Source organism: Candidatus Accumulibacter propinquus, assembly GCF_056856495.1.
This window is the reverse complement of the sequence record NZ_JBSEHC010000003.1, coordinates 1,352,078-1,371,167: the sequence shown is the minus strand read 5'-3', so window position 1 is coordinate 1,371,167 and position 19,090 is coordinate 1,352,078. Positions and strand designations below refer to the sequence as shown.

Here is a 19,090-nt window from a genome sequence, read left to right as displayed (position 1 = left end):
TTTCAGGCCGTCGATCCAGCGGTGAAGAAAGCCAGCGCTTCGGCCAGTTCGCGCGTCCGTTTCATCGGCGGCAGGCTGCGCCAGATCCGCTTGCCGTAGGGTTTGCTGACCAGACGCGGGTCGCAGATCATCAGTACGCCACGGTCTGTCTCGTCGCGGATCAGTCGACCTGCCCCCTGTTTGACATTGATCACGGCGCGCGGCAACTGATATTCCATAAAGGCGTTACGACCTTGACCCTTGAGCCGCTCGATGCGCGCCGAGAGCACGGGGTCGTCGGGCGGCGCGAACGGCAGCTTGTCGATGACCACCAGAGACAAGGCTTCGCCACGCACATCGACGCCCTCCCAGAAGCTCTGGCTGCCGATCAGGATGGCGTTGCCGAGCCGGCGAAAGCGCTCCAGCAGTTCGTTCTTGCTGCGCTCGCCCTGCAGCAGGACAGGCAGTTCGAGACCCTCACGTGCCAGCCACTCGACAAGCAATGCATGTGTTCTGCGCATCGCGCGCAGCGAGGTACAGAGAAAGAAGGCCCGGCCACCACTCGCCTTGAGCACCGGAAATGCAGCCCTGACGACCGCTTCGGCATAGTCCGCGCTGTTCGGATCTGGCAGATTGCGGGGCACGTAGAGCAAGGCCTGTTGCGCGTAGTCGAAGGGACTCTCCCAGCGCGCCGAGCAAGCACCGACGAGTCCCATCTCGGCACAGTAGTGCGCAAAATCGTCCTGCACGGCAAGCGTCGCCGAGGTGAATATCCAGGCCCGCGGGTGCCCGCTCATCTGCTTCTGCATGATCTCCGCTATGACCAGAGGCGTCGCGTTGAGCTGTAGCGAATGGGTGTGCGTCTCGCCCCAGCGAACGAAATCGCCATTGGCACCAGCCTGCCAGGATTGCAGGCGGGCGAGCAACTCGGTCGCCCGCCGCCAGCAGCTTTCGAGGCCCTCGGCTCGCTGCGCCTGCGTTTCCAGCATTGCGGCGAGAGCTTGCAGTTCGTCGATGACGCGCAGCATGCCCGGCGCGAAACCCGGCCGCGCTTCGAGTTGCAACAGCGCATAGCGGGCCGGCTCCACCGGTAGTGTCAAGCGCAATTCGCGCGCCGCCTTTTCCAGCGCGCCACACACGTTGGGCAGATCGAGGCAGTCGCGCGCCGACGCGCGCGCTTCCAGTTGCGTATCGCGTGTCAATTCGAGAAGCTGCGCCGTCGACAGGCTGTCGCCAAAGAACAGACTGGCAACTTCCGGGAGTTGGTGCGCTTCGTCAAAGATGACGGTATTACAAGCCGGCAACAGCTCCGCCGTACCTTCATCGCGCAGCATCACATCGGCGAAGAACAGGTGATGGTTGACCACCACCAGATCGGCTGCCAGGGCCTCGCGACGAGCGGTCAGGACAAAGCAGTCCTTGTGCCGAGGACAGTCCTGGCCCAGACAGTTGTCACGGGTAGAGGTGACCATCGCCCACACCGCCGCATTCTCCGGGACGTCGGCGCACTCCGCCTTGTCACCGCTGTCGGTCTGTCTGGCAAAACGTGCGATACGCTGCGCGTAGGCGGCGTCATCGCGGGAAAGAAAACGGCCGTCCGCCAGCGAACGTTCGAGGTGGTGGTGGCAGACGTAATTGGCTCGCCCCTTGAGAAGGGCCACCTTGACCGGCGACTTCAGCGCCTTGCGGATGGTCGGAATGTCGCGTGTGAAGAGCTGGTCCTGCAGATTCCTGGTACCGGTCGAAACGATCACCTTGCCGCCGGAAAGCAGCGCCGGCACCAGGTAGGCGTAGGTCTTGCCGGTACCGGTACCGGCCTCGGCGACCAGAACGCGATAGTCGTTCATCGCAGCGGCGATGTGCTCGGCCAACTCAAGCTGCTGCGCCCGCGGACGATAACCGGGAATAGCGCCCGCCAGGGGACCATCGGCAGAGAAGACTTCGCAGAGCAGGGCGGTCATCGAGGTTTCGTCGGAAGCAAAGCGAATGCTAACAGAAGCTGGCGAAGCCAAACCTGCCGCCACCGCCACCGGGCGCAAATAATCCCGCCAACCGCAGTCGTAACTTCGCCTGCACTACCGAGGAACGCGCCTGCGTCTCAAGTGCCTGCACCTGTCCTGCAGGCGCCAGAGAAAAGCCCAACCCGACCTTGCTCGACTACGGGCCCTTCTGCATCAGCTCGCGCAGGAAGCGTACGGGAATGGCAAAACTGATTCCCGAGGGCTTGCTGAGGATCGACTCCTTGTTCTCCTTGACGAACACCATGTTGATGATGCCGATCACTTCGCCCCGGTTCACCTCGTACAGCGGGCCACCACTGTTACCCGGGTAAGCCGTGGCGTCAAGCTGATAGATATCGAAGCTGCCACTTCTGATCTGCTGGACGACCCTCGCGTTGAGCTGGCGCGCATTCGCACCGGGCAAGACGATCGGCGTGATCGACGAGATGATGCCGCGATGCGTGACCGGCGACAGGCCCAGCACGCCGCCGATCGGAAAGCCTGTAAACGCCACCGACTGCCCCTCTCTGACCGGTTCCGAATCATGCAGGGTCAGCGCCGGCAAGGCCTGGCCATCGAGTCGTAACAGGGCCAGATCATGCGCCTTGTCGACCGTAAACTCCCTGACCCGGCGTTGCTGCGTCGCCGCTGCGGACACACGCGCCACCACGACCAGCATCTCACCCGCCGCCGAATCCAGCGTCTCCTGGATCACGTGCGCATTGGTCGCCACCTCGTGACCGTCGCCAACGACGAAACCCGTACCCCGCATCACGAACTGTGGGCTGCGCGTGAGCTGATAGGTGCCAACGACAACCACAGAAGGTTTCACCCGTTCGATGACCTCGGGCAAGTCGGCCTGGACGGGTGCGCCAAACGACAACAAGCCGACCACCAACATCATGCCGACAAACAGCCGCCGCAAGCGCAGGATCACCGGCGCAGGCATCTGCCAACGCGCGTTGAACAGCAAAAACCAGAGTCGCACCTGGGTTCCCTCGAACGATGGTCGAACAAAAGCGTGGATGCCCGCCCGCAAGACTCTCGAACCGTGGCGGCAACCACCAGTGCTATGGGCGGCGCAAGAAATGCGCTCGCCCACTGCCTTCAGCCAGGCTGGCAAAGCCACCAAAGCCCTATGATCCCTTGGTCAAACGGATACGCTGCAGTTCCGGAGACGGCGTGGTCACACGCGCATCGTAGGGATGGTCGTCACGCTTGAAGAGGCTCATGATGCGCTGCACGTAACCACGCGTCTCGGCATAGGGGGGTACTCCGCGGTAACGATTCACCGCTCCCTCACCGGCGTTATAGGCGGCGGCCACCAGACTGACGTCACCTTCGAAATAGGCCAGCAGCCAACGCAGATAGGCCAGACCACCACGCAGGTTCTGCTCCGGGTCGAAAGGCTTCTTGACGTTGAAACGCGCCGACGTATCCGGGATCAACTGCATCAGGCCCTGAGCATTCTTGTTCGACAGGGCCATCGGGTTGAAATTGGACTCGGCCCGGATCACCGCCAGCGCCAGACGCGGACTGACACCGTACTCCGGCGCCAGTTGGTTGACCAGACCGAGGACCTTCTTCTGGGCTTCGCTGCTCGGCACCATGACATCCGGCGCCTCGTCGACAAAGACCACGGCGCGCATGCACTCCGGCACCGCTGATCCGGGTTCGCCGACAAAACGCTGCATCCTCTGCGACGGCGCATGCCCCTGCTTCGCCGCCAGGCTAAAGAAATACGCTGCCCGCGCATCGTCCCGTTCGATGCCGCGCCCGTTGGCGTACATCCACCCGAGACTGAATTGCGCCTCGGGATCGCCAAGGCGGGCACCATCGCAATACAGCTTGGCCGCCCGGGCGTAATCCCTGGGCACACCCTCGCCATGCTCGTGGGCCACGGCTTCCTTGCGCAAGGCCAGCAGACGCTCGGCATCCGCTTCCCTGGGAATCTCCCCGGCGACCAGCATTGACGCGCTCAACACCCCGAAAAAGACGACGCCCCCCCGCAGCAGCCGTGCCGAATAGTGAATAAACGAACGCTCCATCAACTGGCTCCCTCGACCACGGCGAACCGTGACACGTACCACGGCATCGCTGCTCTGATTCCGGCTTCGAGCCGGTGGCTCGGCAGATATCCAAGCAAGCGGCGGGCTTTCGCGATATCAGCCTGCGAGTGCCGCACGTCGCCCGGCCGAAAATCCCCGTACACCGGCCGCACGTCACGCAGGTCCGGCCGGAATTCGGCGAGCTCGTCGCGCAGAAGTTCGAAGAGCCGGTTCAGTGAGGTCCGGTCATCGACCGCGACGTTGTACACCTGATTGAGTGCCGCCGCATCGTCGATGGTTGCTGCCAGCAGGTTGGCTTGTACGGCGTTGTCGACGAAGCAGAAATCACGGCTTGTTTCACCGTCGCCATGAATGGTCACTTCCTCGCCGAGCAACATGGCGCGGGTCCAGCGGGGAATTACCGCGGCGTAAGCGCCCTCGGGGTCCTGGCGGGCACCGAACACATTGAAATAACGCAAACCGATCGACGGAAAGGCATAACAACGCGCGAACACCTCGGCGTAGAGTTCATTCACCAGTTTGGTCACGGCATACGGGGAAAGGGGCCTGCCAATGTGGGCTTCGACCTTGGGCAGAGCCTGATGATCGCCATAGGTCGAACTTGATGCGGCGTAAACGAAACGCTTTACGCCGGCATCGCGTGCCGCTACAAGCATGTTGAGAAATCCGTCGACGTTGGCCGCGTTGGTGGCCACCGGATTGGCCAGGGAGCGCGGAACGGAACCCAGCGCCGCCTGGTGCAGGACGAAATCGACCTCGCGGCAAGCCTCGCGACAAGCCCCCAGATCGCAGATATCGGCCTCGATGAAACGGTGACGACGCCACTGCTCGCGACTCACCAAAGATCGCACCTCATCGAGATTCCGCCGATGGCCGGTGGCAAAGTTGTCCACACCGACAACCGTCTGACCCCACCCCAGCAAGGTCTCCACGAGATGCGAACCGATGAAGCCGGCACTGCCGGTGACCAGCCAGCGTGCCGGCTGCGCCGACAACCGCTCGCCGAGCGCCGCCAGAGGATGGGGCAATGCGGAACTCAAAGACGCCACACCGTCACTCCATGCGAGACCAGTTGCGCTTCGTCGAACATGCTCTTCACGTCGGTCAGAACGCCGCCCTTCTGCAGTTTGCCGACGAAATCGCTCAAGGGTCGTTCCTTGAACTGGCGATGGGAAACGGCAGCGACAATTGCCGCTGCCGGTGGCAATTGCTCCCAGGCCTGCACTTCGACTCCGTATTCATGCTTGGCCTCACCCGCATCGGCAACCGGATCATGCACCAGCACCCGCGCGCCATAGGTCTCGAGTTCCCGGATCACGTCGATGACCCGCGAATTGCGGAGGTCCGGGCAGTCTTCCTTGAAAGTCAGGCCGAGCACGATGATCGGCGCATCCTTGACTTGCCAGCCATTGCGAATCAGTTGCTTGACGGTCTGTTCGGCGATGAACTTGCCCATCCCGTCGTTGATCCGGCGTCCGGCGTTGATCACTTCCGGGTGATATCCCAGCATCTCCGCCTTGTGCGTCAGGTAATACGGATCAACGCCGATACAGTGCCCACCGACGAGGCCGGGCCGGAAGGGAAGAAAGTTCCATTTACTGCCGGCCGCTTCCAGGACCTCGACAGTGTCGATGCCGATGCGATCGAAGATAATGGCCAGTTCGTTCATCAGGGCGATGTTCAGGTCGCGCTGGGTGTTCTCGATGACCTTGGCCGCCTCGGCCACCTTGATGCTCGAGGCCGGATAAACGCCGGCAGTGATCACACTGCCATAGACCTGGCTGACCCGTTGCAGCGTTTCCGGTGTATCGCCGGAAACCACCTTGACGATCTTCGTCAGCGTCCGCTGCTTGTCCCCAGGATTGATCCGCTCCGGGGAGTAACCGACGAAGAAATCCTTCTTCCATGTCATGCCCGAATACTTCTCGATGATCGGAATACAGATCTCCTCGGTCGCGCCAGGATAGACCGTCGACTCGAAAACGACCGTCGCGCCACGCTTCAGATTCCTGCCAACGGCTTCCGAAGATCCGATCAGCGGTCCAAAATCAGGCTGATGCGCCTGGTCGACGGGCGTCGGGACCGCGACGATCAGGAAATCCGCCTCAGCCAGGGCAGCCGGATCAGTGCCGACCTGCAAGTGAATCGCAGCCTTGAGATCGGCACTGCTGACCTCGCCGGTCGGATCGACGTATTGCCGATAGTGGGCGACCTTGCTTTCCGAGAGATCGAAGCCGATGGTTCGGCGCTGCTTTCCAAACTCGACTGCCAGAGGCAGACCCACATAACCCAGACCCACCACAGCAACAATAGTCATCAACTTCCCATCCTCTGAGTGTCATTCAATTTTCAGCCACAACTGCGTCCTACAGCCCCTTCAGCAGTTGCCCGACCTCCGCCTGCGCCGGGAATTTGTCACCCAGCTTCGCCAGTTGATCCAGCTCGCTCCGAGCCTCTGTCTTCTGCCCGGCCTTGAGCAGCGCCTTGGCATAGTTGAGACGAATCTGCGAGGCCTGCGGCGCCAGATCCAGAGCCTTCTTGAGCAGATCCAGCGCGCGCGCGCTATCTCCCTTGTCAAGCAGCAGGACGGCGAGCGTATCCATCACCGCAGGCTGATTCGGCGCCAGCTTGTTGGCCTTCTCGGCATACTCGATGGCCTTCGGATCCTTCATCTGTCCGGCAACCCACGCCAGATTGTTGAGCACCGCCGCGTTTTCCGGCTGCGCTTCGAGCAGAAGGCGATATTGCTTGGCAGCGCCGGCGTAGTCCTTGCGCGCTGTCGCCAGTTCCCCCAGCTGAAGGCGGAAACGGGCATCCTTCGGATGCTCCTTGAGCCAGGTCTCGGCAAACTTCTCGGCCTCGGCGGTATTGCCGCCACCCAGCAGTGCCGAGTACAGCTTGCCCGCCAGTTCGCTCACCGGGACCTCCTTGAGTCCGGCCCGATAGGCTGCGGCGGCATCCGCCCAGGCATTCTTGGAGGCGTGAGCGTCACCCTCCAGGCTGTAGCCGATGGCTTCCTTGGGTCTCTGTCTTTGCACCTCGCGGGCCACCACCAGCGCTTCCTTGACGCGACCGGCGTCGAGTTCGAGCATCATGATGCCGCGCTGAGCCTCTACCGAATCCGGCTTGACCTTCAGTGCCTTGCGCAGACTCTGCAGCGCCGCTTCCTTGTTGTTCGACGCCACCTCGATCTCGGCCATGCGCAGGAGGGGTATCTGGGAGTCGGGCTTGAGTGCTGCCAGCTTGCCATAGGTGGCGAGTGCCTGATTGTAGTCGCCTGCCGCCTGCTGGGCACGTCCGGCGGCATCGAGGATCTCCGCCCGCTCCGGCAGCACGGCGACGGCCTCCTGGGCCGCGACGAGCGCGCTCTTGACCTCCTTCTTGCTCAGATACATGCCGATCAAGGCCAGACGGGGTGCCGGATCGCTCGGACTTGCGGCAATCGCCTTGCCGATCAGCCCGGCCACCTCCTCGGTCGTACCACCCGCCCTGGCACGCAGGTCGGCAACCGCAAGGAGCGCCTGCACATTCTTGGGATCCTTGGCCAGAACCCCCTCGAAGCGCTTCCTGGCATCGTCGGGCTTCTTGTCGGCAAGATCCAGGCTGGCCAGATTGGCTGCGGCCGGGAAATAGGCCGGGTTCAAAGCCAGAGCCTTTTCAAAACTCTTCCGCGCCGCCGCCATATCCCGCTTGCCGAGCAGCGTTGTGCCCCGCAGGTTATGCGTCAGCGGATTATCCGGCTGTTTTTTCTCGAGCGCGGCGATGGCCTTCAATGCCTGATCGTACTCGCGTCGTTGCATGTGCGCGGCGATCAGCGCCAGATCGGCGCGGGTCCCGGTATCACCCGACGCCACCTGTTCCAGATCACGAAACGCCACATCGCTGTCGCCTTTCAGCATGTTCACCATCGCCAGGGAAGTACGTTTGCCGGCGTTCTTGGGGTCGAGTGTGGCGGCCTTCGCAAAGTACTGACCAGCTTTGTCGACCTGGCCATTCTGCAGATACACCTGACCGGCAAGCGCCAACATGTTCGAGTCCTTGTCGATCTTGTCGAGCACCGGCTCCAGGATTCCCAGCGCCTTGCCCGGCTGCGAGTCGCGAAGATAACTGGCAATCAGCACGCGGCGCGTGATACTCAGGGGCGGCGTCCGCGGAAGTGCCTTCAGCAGGTACGCCTCGGCCTGGGGATACGCCTTCACGTCGTACTCGATGAGCCCGGCCAACTGCAGACCGAGAGGACTCTCCGGATAAAACTTGAGGTGCAGCAGGATGGAGTCCCGGGCCGCCGCGTAATCCTTCTTCTGATACGCATACATCGCCTGCAGGTAGTGTGTTTGCGGATGGTTGGGAGCAGTCTCCTTCAACAAGTCGATCTGCTTGCCGGCCTCGTCGAGTTTGTTGTCCGCCAGCAACATCCTGATGATTGCCGAGTGTGCCGGCAGGTACTCGGGCTTGACTTCGAGGACCTTGCGATAGGCTGCCATCGCCCCCGCCGAATCACCGTTGGTAGCCAGCATGTCCCCCTTGAGCTGCAGGGCATCATGGAGTTTCGGCGATTTTTCCAAAGCCGCGTCAAGCAGTGCCACGGCGCCCGGCAGGTCGCCCCGGCTGGCTTGCAGCCGAGCCTGGCCCAGCAGTGCGGGCGCGTAGGCGGGTTGCGCGACCAGCGCCGCCGCGTAAGCGGCCTCCGCCCGGCTGTCCTTTTCCTGCATCAGGTAGGCCTGCCCGACCGAAGTCAGCAAGTCAGCCCTGGCTTCCGGCGTACTGAGTTCGGTCGTGGCCAGTTCATCGGTCACCTTTTGAGGCTGACCAAGCATGAGCATGGTCCGCGCCAGCAGCGGGGTCACCTGGTCGGCCGAATACTTCAGGTCGCGCGCCTTGCGCAGCTCGACCTCGGCGCCGGTCGGATCACCGCCTTCCAGCAGAGCCTTGCCGAGCAGGAAACGCGCTTCGGCCAGTTGCGGTTCCTTCTGCAAGACGTTCTTCAACTGGATGGCTGCCGCCTTGTGGTCGTTCTTGACCAGATATTCCTTCGCCGAGGCGAGCATGGCTTCCGGTTTTTCTCCACCGCAACCGACCAGGAGAAGGGTAGCCAGCAATGCCGAAACGCCTGCCCTGCGCAGTTTGTGCAGCGAGTTGCGAGTATTCATAAGGGTCCTCACGGAGTCGATAAATCGTCTTGGACAGGCGCTACTTCAGTCCAAACCTATGCATCATATCGTACAGAGTCGGTCGGCTGACGCCAAGCAGCTCGGCAGCCTTGACCACGTTGCCGTCGGCGCGCGCCAGGGCGGTGATGACCACCCGCCGCTCGGCGTCATCGCGCGCATGTCGCAGGTCCAGCACCGCCTCGTCTGCCGGCGCCGCGCCGGCAAGGCCGATGTCATCGGCCGTGATCTGGTTGCCATCGGCCATGATCACCGCCCGTTTGAGGCAGTTCTCCAGTTCCCGAACGTTGCCCGGCCAAGGATAGGCTTCGATCGTCCGCAAGGCATCCTCGCGCAGGGTCATCCCGCCGCGATTGTTCTCAGCGGCAAAACGCCGCAAGAACGCATGCGCCAACAAGTTGGCGTCGCCCGAGCGCGCCCGCAGGGGCGGAATGTTCACGACAATCTCCGCCAACCGATAAAACAGGTCCTCACGAAAACGTCCCTCGCTGATCAGGGTCTTGAGATTCTGGTGCGTCGCGCAAACGATCCGGACGTTTACCGGGATCTCCTGCCGCCCGCCGATCCTCTCGATGACCCGCTCCTGGAGGAAACGCAACAGCTTCGCCTGCAGCGAATGCGGCAGGTCGCCAATTTCGTCCAGCATCAGGGTGCCGTTGTTCGCCGTTTCGATCTTGCCCGGGGTGGTTCTCGCCGCACCGGTAAAGGCCCCCTTCTCGTAGCCGAAGAGTTCGCTTTCCAGCAGGTTTTCCGGAATGGCCGCACAGTTGATGGCCACGAACCGCTCGCGGCGACGCGGCGACGACTCATGCACTCCTCGCGCCAGCAGTTCCTTGCCTGTCCCGCTCTCGCCGAGCAGCAACACCGTCGCATCGGTCACCGCCACCCGCTCGATGGTACGACAGACGCGCAGCAGCTCCGGGTCTCGGGTAATCAGCCCGGCCAGCACGTCGGGATGCTGCATAGACTGCAGCCGCTCGTTTTCCTTTTGCAGTTCATAGAGACGGTAGGCACGCTGAATCGTCAGGCCCAACATGTCGATTTCGAACGGTTTGGCAAAAAAATCATAGGCGCCGAGGGCAATCGCACGCAAAGCGTTGGCGCGGTCGTTCTGTCCGGTCAGGACAATGACCTTGGTATCCGGCGCCAGGGTCAGGATCTCTTCGAGCAACCTGAAACCTTCGGAGACCGAGTCGGCGTCGGGCGGCAAACCGAGATCCATGGTGACCACCGGCGGCTGATAGCGCCGGATCAGCACCAGGGCGCTCTCTCGATCGTCGGCGGTCAGGGTCTCGTACTGGTCGAATGCCCAGCGGATCTGTTTCTGCAACGCTCGATCGTCCTCGACGATGAGCAGGTGCGGCAACTTCTCGGAATTCATGCCGACTCCTTCGGTGTCTCTGTGGGCTTCATGCCATGGCCGGTATCGAATAGGGGCAGCAGCAACGCCACTTGCGTGCCGACATCGACTGCGCTATCGACCGACAGTTTGCCGCCCAGTTCGTGAACATACTGGAAACTCTCGTAAGCGCCGATACCCATTCCTGTCGGCTTGGTCGTCTGGAAGGGCTTGAACAGCCGTTCGCGAACAAACTCTGGACTCATCCCATGCCCGGTATCGCCTACTTCTACCAGAGCATGCGTCCCCTGACGTGCCACCCGGATCCAGACACGCCCGCCCTGCTCGGTGGCATCCAGCGCATTCTGCACCAGATGACCGATCACTCGCTCAATCCGGTCTTCGTGCCCGCGGGCGACGACCCTTTCGTCGACCGTCAGTGCGACCTCCCGCCCCTGCCCAGCCTTGGCCGACTGGATCCGCCGCAGGACGTCAACCAGATCGATTCCCCTGGGACCGTCAAGCGGTGTAGCTCCTTCACGCAACTGCATCATCAGTTGCCGCATACGCTCGACAGAGTGTTCGACGGTCATCAACATGTCCTTCTGGAACTCGGGGTTGTCGCGATGACGCTCGGCGTTCTTGAGCATCAGCGACAACTGGGCAATGATGTTCTTCAGGTCATGGACCACAAATGCCGACATGCGGTTGAACGAATCGAACTTCCGCACTTCCAGCAGGGCTTCGCTGGCTTGCATCTGGCCAAGAAAGGCTCCTGCCTGCCGTGCCGCCGTCTTGAGCAGGTCGTTGACCTCCCAGTTCACGTCGATTCTTGTCCGCGCCGTGGCCAGCACAACGAAAGCGATCAGTTCGCTGCCCGTCGTCAGTGGCACCACCAACCAGGCATTCGGCACTTCGACGACCCAGGCCGGGAGTTTGAGGCCATCGTAGCGACGCGGCAGGGAACGATACTCTTCCAGATTGATCACCCAGCCACTTTCAAGCAGGAACTTGCACAAGGGGCTGTCGGCATCCTCCGTGACCACTGAAGCGGGCATGTTCCAGCAGGCCGCCTGTGCAAAGAAGCGACCGGAGGGATCCTTGAGCCACAGCGCCCCGCTCGGACTCTCGACCATGTCGGCCAGACCACGCACCACGTGCCGCCCCATGCCGGTGAAGCCGCCTTGCGAGGAAAGCGTCTGGGTAAAACGCAGCCACTCCTCGCGGTAGTCGTAACGGTAGCTGAAGAAATGCTTGCCGACCTGTACCCGCAATCTGGCGCGCATCGAACCCGACAGGGCCAGCCCCGCGAGGACCAGCAAGGCCGCAAAGAGTAGCGCCAGTTGCAGCGCCCTTCCCCATTCGCCACCAAAAAAACGGACGTAATAGCCGGCGGACGCCATGAACAGAAGATAGGCGCCGACGATCACCAGGGTCGCCGACTGCAGCGCGGCTCGCTGCGACATGACCAGCCTTCTCTTCCAGTCATGGCTACGGATCGCCGACAGCGCCACCAGCGGCAAGCCCAGGGCATGCGCAAAGCCGCGAATGCTGAAGGCGTCCACATCGACCCGATTGAACAGCAGCGCGTCCGAATACAGGTACAGGTCGAACAGGAAGACGCCCCCGAGCCCAAGACACAAGGGCTTGATGCTCCAGCGAAAGTCGGGAGAAACGGTGCGAAACAACTGCTCGATCAACACCAGGCCGAACACACTCATCGCCAGCGAGGCAAACAGGACCACCCGCTGCGACGGCAGCACCAGATCGATTCCCAGTACAGCCAGCAGCTGCGCGGCAAAGCCGACCAGACAGAGCAGCCATGCGATCGCGCCCAGCCAGCCGGGACGTGGCGTCGGACGCTCGCCTTCGGTCGCTTCCGGCTTCATCAGGATCAGGAGGAAGAAGTACCAGCCACCGAAACGTGGCGCATCGGCCAACAGACTACCGGCAAGAAACACGGCCTGCCCGGTCAGCGCAAATGCCAGGCCCAGCATTCCCCACAGGGCACACAGTGCAACCGCGAGAAACATGGCACGACTGCGACCACCGGCGCGCCAGCCGGAAGCCAGGTACAGCGTCAGGAAGGCCGCAAAAACCCCCGCCAGCCCGTAACTCCAGGCGGCAACCATCGCCATCTTGCTATCCATCACGGTCTGAAATCCTCGCGCATCGCCACCGGACGGCGCTCGTCAACTCGTAGCGGACTTCTCACCGGGCACCCTTGCCAGTCAAGACCACACCAACCGTCTGAAACAGAATCACGATATCCACGAACAGGGTATGGTTCTTGACGTAATACAGGTCGTACTGCAGTTTTTGCACCGAATCGTCAACCGTCGAGCCGTAGTGATAGCACACTTGCGCCCAGCCGGTGAGCCCTGGTTTGACACTGTGGCGCACGGCGTAGAAGGGAATGTCGCGGGTCAATTGGTCGACAAAATAGGGGCGCTCAGGGCGTGGACCGACCAGACTCATGTCCCCCGCCAAGACATTGCAGAGTTGCGGCAACTCGTCGATACGCAGCTTGCGGATCACCCGGCCGACACGCGTCACCCGATCATCATTGGTACTCGCCCAGCGCGGCTTGCCGTCACTCTCGGCGTCGTTGCGCATGCTGCGAAACTTGATGACCTTGAACAGGCGGCCATCAAGACCAACCCGCTCCTGCCGGTAGAATACCGGGAACCCGTCTTCGAGGATGATCAGGAGGGCGGTCACCAGCATCACCGGCATCGCCAGGAGCAGGAGCATCGACGCCACCACGACATCAAAAAACCGCTTGATGGTGGTACGCCGCCAACTCTGCCGGAATCCCTCGCCGAAGATCAGCCAGCCGACACGCAGGGAATCGAGACGAAGCTGACCGAGGGCGCGTTCGAAGTAGCTCGCCAGATCCAGCACCCTGACGCCGGAAAGTTTGCAGTCAAGGAGTTCGCGCAATGGGAGCGCGCCACCGCGACGCTCACGCACCGCGACGATGATCTCGTCGACCTTCAAGGCGTGCGCGGTGTCAGGTAACGACATCTGGCGCGACAACACCACCTGCGAGGGAACAACGATCTCGGTGTCGGTGGCACAGGGATAGAAACCGACGATCTCGATGTCCGGGTCCGACTTGCGCAGTACTCGCCCGACATTTTCCGCCTCGTCGCCGACACCGAAGACCAGCACGCGATGTCGCATCAAGGAGCCGCTGCGACTGTGCGCCGAATGCACGCGCCGCACCAGCGTCGCAAAGAGGGCGGCCATGCCGGACAGCAGAAGAAAGCCCTGATCGACCTCTTCCACCGAAAGCAGGGAAAAGACGACGTAGGCCAGCGGAATCGCCAGGTACAGCGACAACACTGCGCGTGCGCGCGTCTCGGTGCGGGTACGGCTATGCACGCGTTGATAGATACCCAGCCAGGCGTTGAAGACGATCGTCGTCACCGCGAAGATCACCGCATAGAAAGCCACCTTCTCCACGGCGAGATGTCCCGAATGTCCAATCCAGGCAGCGGCAAACAGCACGCACGCGACAGGAAACATCAGGTCTACGGCCACCTGGGCAACGGTCTTCCGATGGAACCAATGATTGAATACCTTGATCACGATAGACTCCTTGCAAGCACGAACCTGAAAACTTTCCGTTGATGACCGATGCTTGAAGAACCGCCCTCCCAATCAGGAAAGCGCAGCAAACGTCACGAAACGAAGGCTATCACTGCGGAAAACAGGAGACCGTGACCTAATGCACAAGGAGAGGGCAATGGCTGGGGAAGCAAGCCCTGCCGGGCTCGCCGAAGACTTGGGTACTACCAGATAAAAAACTTATAACCATATGATTGAAAAACATGTTTCTCGCAAAATAGAGCAGGATTATGCCGAAATTATACAGCGTGCGGCGCCTTTCGGGGAGCCTTGAGGGATCCGGACCGAGGGTTTGACGGGGCATCAGGGGGATGCCCATCGAGAAACAGGGCAGAGCATAGCAGCAAGTAGAACAGGAAAGCTGACCTCGGCATGTCCAGTACGTTTGAAAACACAGCGACCGCAAGACAGCCGCTCAGCGCCGCCAACAGGTAGGGCGCGAGCACATGCTCGCGCCCACGGCCCCACAGCAGCCTGGCGAAAGCCATTGCCAGGAGGGTGAGCAACAGTGACAGTCCAACCGCCCCCTGGTCGATCAGCACCTCAAGAAAGAGGTTATCGACGTGCCAGGGCAGGAAGTAGTGCCGAGCGGCAAAATACCACTGCCCCAAGCCGCTGGTGAAAGAGCCATTCGCCAGGAGTTGCCTGCCCCGCCCATCCAGAAGGCCCAGATTGTCGACATCGACGAAATCCGCCCCCCCCTCCAGATGCACGGCAAGAAATCCCAGCGCGGGCACCCACCGGCGATCGGGCAACTCGCTTCGAAAATCGAGCGGCAGCGAGAAGTGGCGCCATCGCGCTTCCCCATCCGTCACGACAACGACCTGTCGCGTACACGCCGCGACATAGAGCAGATGTTGCTGGCACACGCCGACGCTGACCCGCGCGAAGCGTGGCGCGCGCAGGTCAAAATTCAGCGTGTAATTCCCGTTGACCAGCGGTACCCGTTGCAGCAGTTCGAATGCGCCGGAAAGGCGCACGCCCGGTGCCGGCCCGAACAGACGCAGGTAGCTTTCCTCAGGGTCATCGACGATCTGCAGATGACCCGGCAAGCCACGCCCCGCGACCGCCTGCGAGTAGTTTGTGGGGAAACGCCCGAGACCTCTGCCCAGCAGGAACTCCGACGGCGTGCGCAGCAGGCTCAGGCCCTCGCGCCAGTGCTGCAGGCGCCCGCCCAGATCGCGTTCGCCAGCCGCAAGCCTGGTGCTCATGAAATCGCCCAGACCGAGAACCGCCGCGCCCTCACAGACGAGGAGCACGACCAGCACCCGATTCCCCCACACTCGCCAGCGCTCCGGTTGCGGCGCATCGCCCCGGAGGTCGTACCCGGTCGCCGCAGGCGGCCAAGAACGCTGCCGCCGGCGGCCCGGCAGCAGGCAGGCCAGTACGCCCAAGGCAAGCCCGACGCCGAGATAAACCCCGCGCGAGAAAGTGGTCAGGCAAGTATAACCGGCGGCGACCGCCAACGCGGCGGCGAGTACCCAGCGCCAGGGGTTACGGGCCTGCACCAGAGCATGCACGGCAAAGGGAACCGTCAGCACGAGGAAGACATCCAGTGCTGCGCCGCCGACATGCATTTCCCAGAACAGCGCCGTAGTGCGGTACGGTGTTGAGAAATCCAGCATGCCCGGATAGGCGGCGCGCTCACAGAGCACGACCAGGCTCACCAGCCCCAGCCCCGTCGCCATGCCTGCCGATAACCGGCGTACCACCAGAGCGGGTGCAGCCTGCTGCAAGCTGCGCAAGGACGGCAACAGCAGCAGCGCCAGCAAAAGACTCTTGCCGATACGCAGACTGTTCAAGGGATCTTCGTAAGCCTGGAACCACCCCAGATCCAAGCCATCCGCATCGGCCAGGCCACGCACCATGGCCAGCACGCTGGACGCGGCCAGGGCGGCCAGGCCGATCCAGGCAAACCGGAACGGATCTCGGGCAGCCGCAGCGTCCCGGGGCGCGAGAGGGACACGATTGGGGAACGGCGACTGGCAAGCCGTCAACGGGATTTCAGCACGGACGCCGGGCCTCCTCGTTCTTCGGCCCGGCAGGTTTTGCGGTGCCGGACGGAGCAACGCTGCCGGCGCAGGCACCGGCTCGCTGGTCCGGGTTTGGCAACACCACCTCACGCCCTGCAAGGCCATGCGCGCGTAGCACCCTGACGCCGCGCCGAGGGCCAGGAGGTCGAACTCCTCGACGCCGATCCAGCCAGTCCACGCCGAAAACCCGGCGATCGGCAATGCCGCAGGCAGCACAAAAAGCCAGATCGCCGGGCGCAGGCAAACGGCCAGCCCCCAGGCGACCACAAGACAGACCAGCAACCGCGGAGCCAGAGGATGATGCAGCGCCAGAAACACGCCCAGCGTTGCGGCGAGGATCGCCAGCGTGCCATGCAGTAGCCTCACCGCGTACTCCAGCAACTCATGTTCTGCAACGGCATCACGCCGCCACTGGCCGATCCTGACCGTATTGAAACCGCTGGGCTCACGCTCAGCAGCGATTCATCCTGCCGCGTTGCGGTCATCACGGATCTGTGTCAGGCCAGCCTCCTCCGCGCACCACCTGTGCGTCACCATCGCCAGCGAGGGATTCTGTCGTCTCGCCAGAACTCTGTCAATCGACCGCCCTTGCCCGCCAGCGCCGCCCTTCGGCAACCTGACAGCCGCCGCGCGTCCGCTGTCGGCGCATGCCCGGATCGACACGCCGCGCACTTGCCAGCGACGCGCTTATGGCGTCTAATCGTCAGGCATCCCGGCCCCGAAGGTGTGCGGTTCCAGGCATACCGCTGTGCTGCCGACATCCTTCGCTTCCGGGCAGACGGAGAATCACACCATGTTTCTGGCCGAATGGTGGCACTGGATGGTGCTCGGACTGCTGCTGGCGATGGCCGAAATGGCCATTCCGGCCTTCTTCCTGATCTGGTTCGGGCTCGCTGCCGCCGGCGTCGGGATCATCCTGCTGGCCATACCCGATCTCGACTGGTCAACCCAGATCCTGCTGTGGACCGGACTGTCGGCGGCGCTGGTGGCGATCTGGTTTCGCTATCTGAGGCCACGCACGATGAGCGCGGTCGGTACTTCGGCCGCGGCACTGGCCGGCGAAGTCGGCCTGCTGGTCAGCGACATCAGCCAGGATAGCCGTGGCCAGGTCCGTTTCCAGAAACCGATTCTCGGTGCCGACGTCTGGGAGTGTTATTCGGAAACCCGCATCAAGGCCGGCGAGCGCGTACGCATCGTCGCCGTTGAAGGCAGTTACATCAGAGTGGAGCCAGCAAAATGACCGGCATGACCGTATTCTCGATCGTCCTCCTCGTCTTCGTCGCAGTCACTGTCGCCAAGGGTGTGCGCATCGTCCCGCAGGGCGAAGAATGGATCGTGCAACGCCTCGGCAAGTACCGCACCACGCTGCTGCCGGGTCTGCGCTTCATCATTCCCTACATCGACATCGTCTCCTACAAGGTCACCACCAAGGACATCATTCTCGATGTCCAGGAGCAGGAGGTGATCACGCGCGACAACGCCGTGATTCTGGTCAACGCCATCGCCTTCATCAAGGTGACCGATCCGGTAAAGGCCGTCTATGGCGTACAGGATTACTCGGAGGCGATTCGCAACATGATCATGACCACCCTGCGTTCGATCGTCGGCGACATGGAACTCGACCAGGCGCTGTCGTCCCGCGACACCATCAAGGCCCGCCTGAAAGCCGGGGTCGCCGACGAAGCGCTGGACTGGGGTCTGACCGTCAAATCGGTGGAGATCCAGGACATCAAGCCCTCGCAGTCGATGCAACGCGCGATGGAAATGCAGGCTTCGGCCGAGCGCGAGCGGAAGGCCATGGTGACCCGCGCCGAAGGCGAAAAACAGGCCATGATCCTGACTGCCGAAGCCCGCCTCGAATCGGCGAAACGCGATGCCGAGGCACAGGTCACGCTCGCCGAAGCCTCATCGCAGGCCATCAGCAAGGTCAATAGCGCTTTTGGCGACAACGAGTTGCCGATGCTCTACCTGCTCGGCGAGAAGTACATCACCAGCCTCGGCCGGCTGGCCGAGTCCGACAACGCCAAACTCATCCTCCTGCCTGCCGACCTGCAAAGCACCCTGCGCGGCCTGTTCCAGCGCGTGACCAAGAACGTGCAGGCGCAACCTTTTTCGGATCGGGACGTGCCATGAACGCGGGCTGGATCATCTTTGTCATCTGCATCATCTTCGTCCTTGGCGCCGCCATTCCCCTGGTCAGGGATCGTGGTGCCGGCAGGAATCCACCCTTGCCGCGCAAGGAAACGCTACGCGACTGGCGCAGCGAAGAAAGGCAGCGCCAGTCGCGCGACGAGCAATGAACCTGGCGCGGCACCTTCGGAGAGCCATGCCAGGACATCGCCGCCACTGGCACGACTGCCGGCCGGGCCATCAGTCGGCACAGTCCGCCTGCAAGCGATCGCGGATCAACGCGAGAACATCCACCCGCTCACGGTGTTGCTGGTCGGCCAGTACCGGCATCGCGGGCCAGCCGGAATCAAGCCACTCCAGCCCCGCAAACCGACGGCCGGCCGGATAGCGGGGAATGACGTGGAAATGCACGTGCTTGTCGACCATCATCAACATCAGGTAGTTGATCGCCTCGTAGGCAAACGCAGACTGGAGCGCCTGCTCCAGTTTCGTCAGCAAGGCGACGAGGTCGGCCATTTCCGCCGCGGTCACATCGGAAAACCGGGCGGCGTAACGGTTCAATGACAGGATCCCGGCGCCCAGAGTCGCCTGCGCGGGTCTGACGGACCACGACCAGGCGGTGGTCCTGAGCACCAGTAACTCATCTACCTGAAACTTTGCCCGAAAGCCACTTAGAATCAGCGATTCCTTCGTCTCGTCCATGCCTTCTCCAACAAGTTTTTGTAGAATTGCCAAGGTA

General features: G+C 62.3%; 14 protein-coding genes. 3 read left to right on the top strand and 11 right to left on the bottom strand.

The features are described 5' to 3' along the window. Window positions 1-2: 2 nt before the first annotated feature. The 10 genes from yoaA to AC15MQ_RS12010 all read right to left on the bottom strand — a co-directional run bounded on the left by yoaA (window position 3) and on the right by AC15MQ_RS12010 (window position 16,587). On the bottom strand, window positions 3-1,940 hold the full coding sequence (gene yoaA / locus AC15MQ_RS12055) for a DNA repair helicase YoaA (RefSeq protein WP_483080246.1): 1,938 nt from the start codon (window positions 1,938-1,940) through the stop codon (window positions 3-5). A 196-nt stretch (window positions 1,941-2,136) separates the two neighbouring features. Further along, on the bottom strand, window positions 2,137-2,883 hold the full coding sequence (locus AC15MQ_RS12050; RefSeq protein ID WP_287652638.1) for a S1C family serine protease: 747 nt from the start codon (window positions 2,881-2,883) through the stop codon (window positions 2,137-2,139). A gap of 232 nt (window positions 2,884-3,115) precedes the next feature. Continuing rightward, entirely contained in the window at window positions 3,116-3,949 is an 834-nt protein-coding gene (locus tag AC15MQ_RS12045; protein WP_287652637.1) for a lytic transglycosylase domain-containing protein, read from the bottom strand. A 77-nt stretch (window positions 3,950-4,026) separates the two neighbouring features. Next, complete coding sequence (locus AC15MQ_RS12040; protein WP_483080245.1) at window positions 4,027-5,076, bottom strand: SDR family oxidoreductase; 1,050 nt, start codon at window positions 5,074-5,076, stop codon at window positions 4,027-4,029. 8 nt (window positions 5,077-5,084) lie between these two features. After that, a complete protein-coding gene (locus AC15MQ_RS12035) occupies window positions 5,085-6,365 on the bottom strand; it encodes a nucleotide sugar dehydrogenase (protein WP_287652526.1) in 1,281 nt (426 codons plus the stop codon). Between the two features lie 49 nt (window positions 6,366-6,414). After that, window positions 6,415-9,198, bottom strand: a complete 2,784-nt coding sequence (gene prsT, locus AC15MQ_RS12030; protein WP_287652525.1) for an XrtA/PEP-CTERM system TPR-repeat protein PrsT — start codon at window positions 9,196-9,198, stop codon at window positions 6,415-6,417. Between the two features lie 40 nt (window positions 9,199-9,238). Beyond that, entirely contained in the window at window positions 9,239-10,597 is a 1,359-nt protein-coding gene (prsR, locus tag AC15MQ_RS12025) for a PEP-CTERM-box response regulator transcription factor (RefSeq protein WP_483080244.1), read from the bottom strand. After that, a complete protein-coding gene (gene prsK / locus AC15MQ_RS12020) occupies window positions 10,594-12,705 on the bottom strand; it encodes an XrtA/PEP-CTERM system histidine kinase PrsK (protein ID WP_332336958.1) in 2,112 nt (703 codons plus the stop codon). Before prsK ends, prsR begins: the two co-directional genes overlap by 4 nt. Window positions 12,706-12,766: 61 nt before the next feature. Beyond that, on the bottom strand, window positions 12,767-14,149 hold the full coding sequence (locus tag AC15MQ_RS12015) for a TIGR03013 family XrtA/PEP-CTERM system glycosyltransferase (protein WP_287652522.1): 1,383 nt from the start codon (window positions 14,147-14,149) through the stop codon (window positions 12,767-12,769). Window positions 14,150-14,427: 278 nt separating this feature from the next. Continuing rightward, window positions 14,428-16,587 carry an O-antigen ligase family protein gene (locus AC15MQ_RS12010; RefSeq protein ID WP_483080243.1) on the bottom strand — a complete coding sequence of 720 codons (2,160 nt, stop codon included), beginning with the start codon at window positions 16,585-16,587 and terminating at the stop codon, window positions 14,428-14,430. A gap of 427 nt (window positions 16,588-17,014) precedes the next feature. Here AC15MQ_RS12010 and AC15MQ_RS12005 point away from each other — a divergent pair, with 427 nt between their 5' ends. From AC15MQ_RS12005 to AC15MQ_RS11995, 3 genes are read left to right on the top strand one after another with little or no spacing between them, the layout of a single operon-like run. Then, window positions 17,015-17,461: an NfeD family protein gene (locus AC15MQ_RS12005; RefSeq protein WP_287652520.1), complete on the top strand. Its 447-nt coding sequence runs from the start codon at window positions 17,015-17,017 to the stop codon at window positions 17,459-17,461. Continuing rightward, window positions 17,458-18,354 carry an SPFH domain-containing protein gene (locus tag AC15MQ_RS12000; RefSeq protein WP_287652519.1) on the top strand — a complete coding sequence of 299 codons (897 nt, stop codon included), beginning with the start codon at window positions 17,458-17,460 and terminating at the stop codon, window positions 18,352-18,354. The genes AC15MQ_RS12005 and AC15MQ_RS12000 overlap by 4 nt, the downstream gene beginning before the upstream one ends. Next, complete coding sequence (locus AC15MQ_RS11995; RefSeq protein WP_287652518.1) at window positions 18,351-18,521, top strand: hypothetical protein; 171 nt, start codon at window positions 18,351-18,353, stop codon at window positions 18,519-18,521. Before AC15MQ_RS12000 ends, AC15MQ_RS11995 begins: the two co-directional genes overlap by 4 nt. A gap of 70 nt (window positions 18,522-18,591) precedes the next feature. Here AC15MQ_RS11995 and AC15MQ_RS11990 read toward each other — a convergent pair whose 3' ends face one another. Next, on the bottom strand, window positions 18,592-19,053 hold the full coding sequence (locus tag AC15MQ_RS11990; RefSeq protein WP_483080242.1) for an HIT family protein: 462 nt from the start codon (window positions 19,051-19,053) through the stop codon (window positions 18,592-18,594). Between the last annotated feature and the right edge of the window lie 37 nt (window positions 19,054-19,090).

Coding starts and splice junctions, on each gene's coding strand:
- yoaA (WP_483080246.1), bottom strand. CDS start 1,940: ATGACCGCCCTGCTCTGCGAAGTCTTCTCTGCCGATGGTCCCCTGGCG.
- AC15MQ_RS11990 (WP_483080242.1), bottom strand. CDS start 19,053: ATGGACGAGACGAAGGAATCGCTGATTCTAAGTGGCTTTCGGGCAAAG.
- AC15MQ_RS12050 (WP_287652638.1), bottom strand. CDS start 2,883: ATGATGTTGGTGGTCGGCTTGTTGTCGTTTGGCGCACCCGTCCAGGCC.
- AC15MQ_RS11995 (WP_287652518.1), top strand. CDS start 18,351: ATGAACGCGGGCTGGATCATCTTTGTCATCTGCATCATCTTCGTCCTT.
- AC15MQ_RS12035 (WP_287652526.1), bottom strand. CDS start 6,365: ATGACTATTGTTGCTGTGGTGGGTCTGGGTTATGTGGGTCTGCCTCTG.
- AC15MQ_RS12000 (WP_287652519.1), top strand. CDS start 17,458: ATGACCGGCATGACCGTATTCTCGATCGTCCTCCTCGTCTTCGTCGCA.
- AC15MQ_RS12045 (WP_287652637.1), bottom strand. CDS start 3,949: ATGCTGGTCGCCGGGGAGATTCCCAGGGAAGCGGATGCCGAGCGTCTG.
- prsT (WP_287652525.1), bottom strand. CDS start 9,198: ATGAATACTCGCAACTCGCTGCACAAACTGCGCAGGGCAGGCGTTTCG.
- AC15MQ_RS12005 (WP_287652520.1), top strand. CDS start 17,015: ATGTTTCTGGCCGAATGGTGGCACTGGATGGTGCTCGGACTGCTGCTG.
- prsR (WP_483080244.1), bottom strand. CDS start 10,597: ATGAATTCCGAGAAGTTGCCGCACCTGCTCATCGTCGAGGACGATCGA.
- prsK (WP_332336958.1), bottom strand. CDS start 12,705: ATGGATAGCAAGATGGCGATGGTTGCCGCCTGGAGTTACGGGCTGGCG.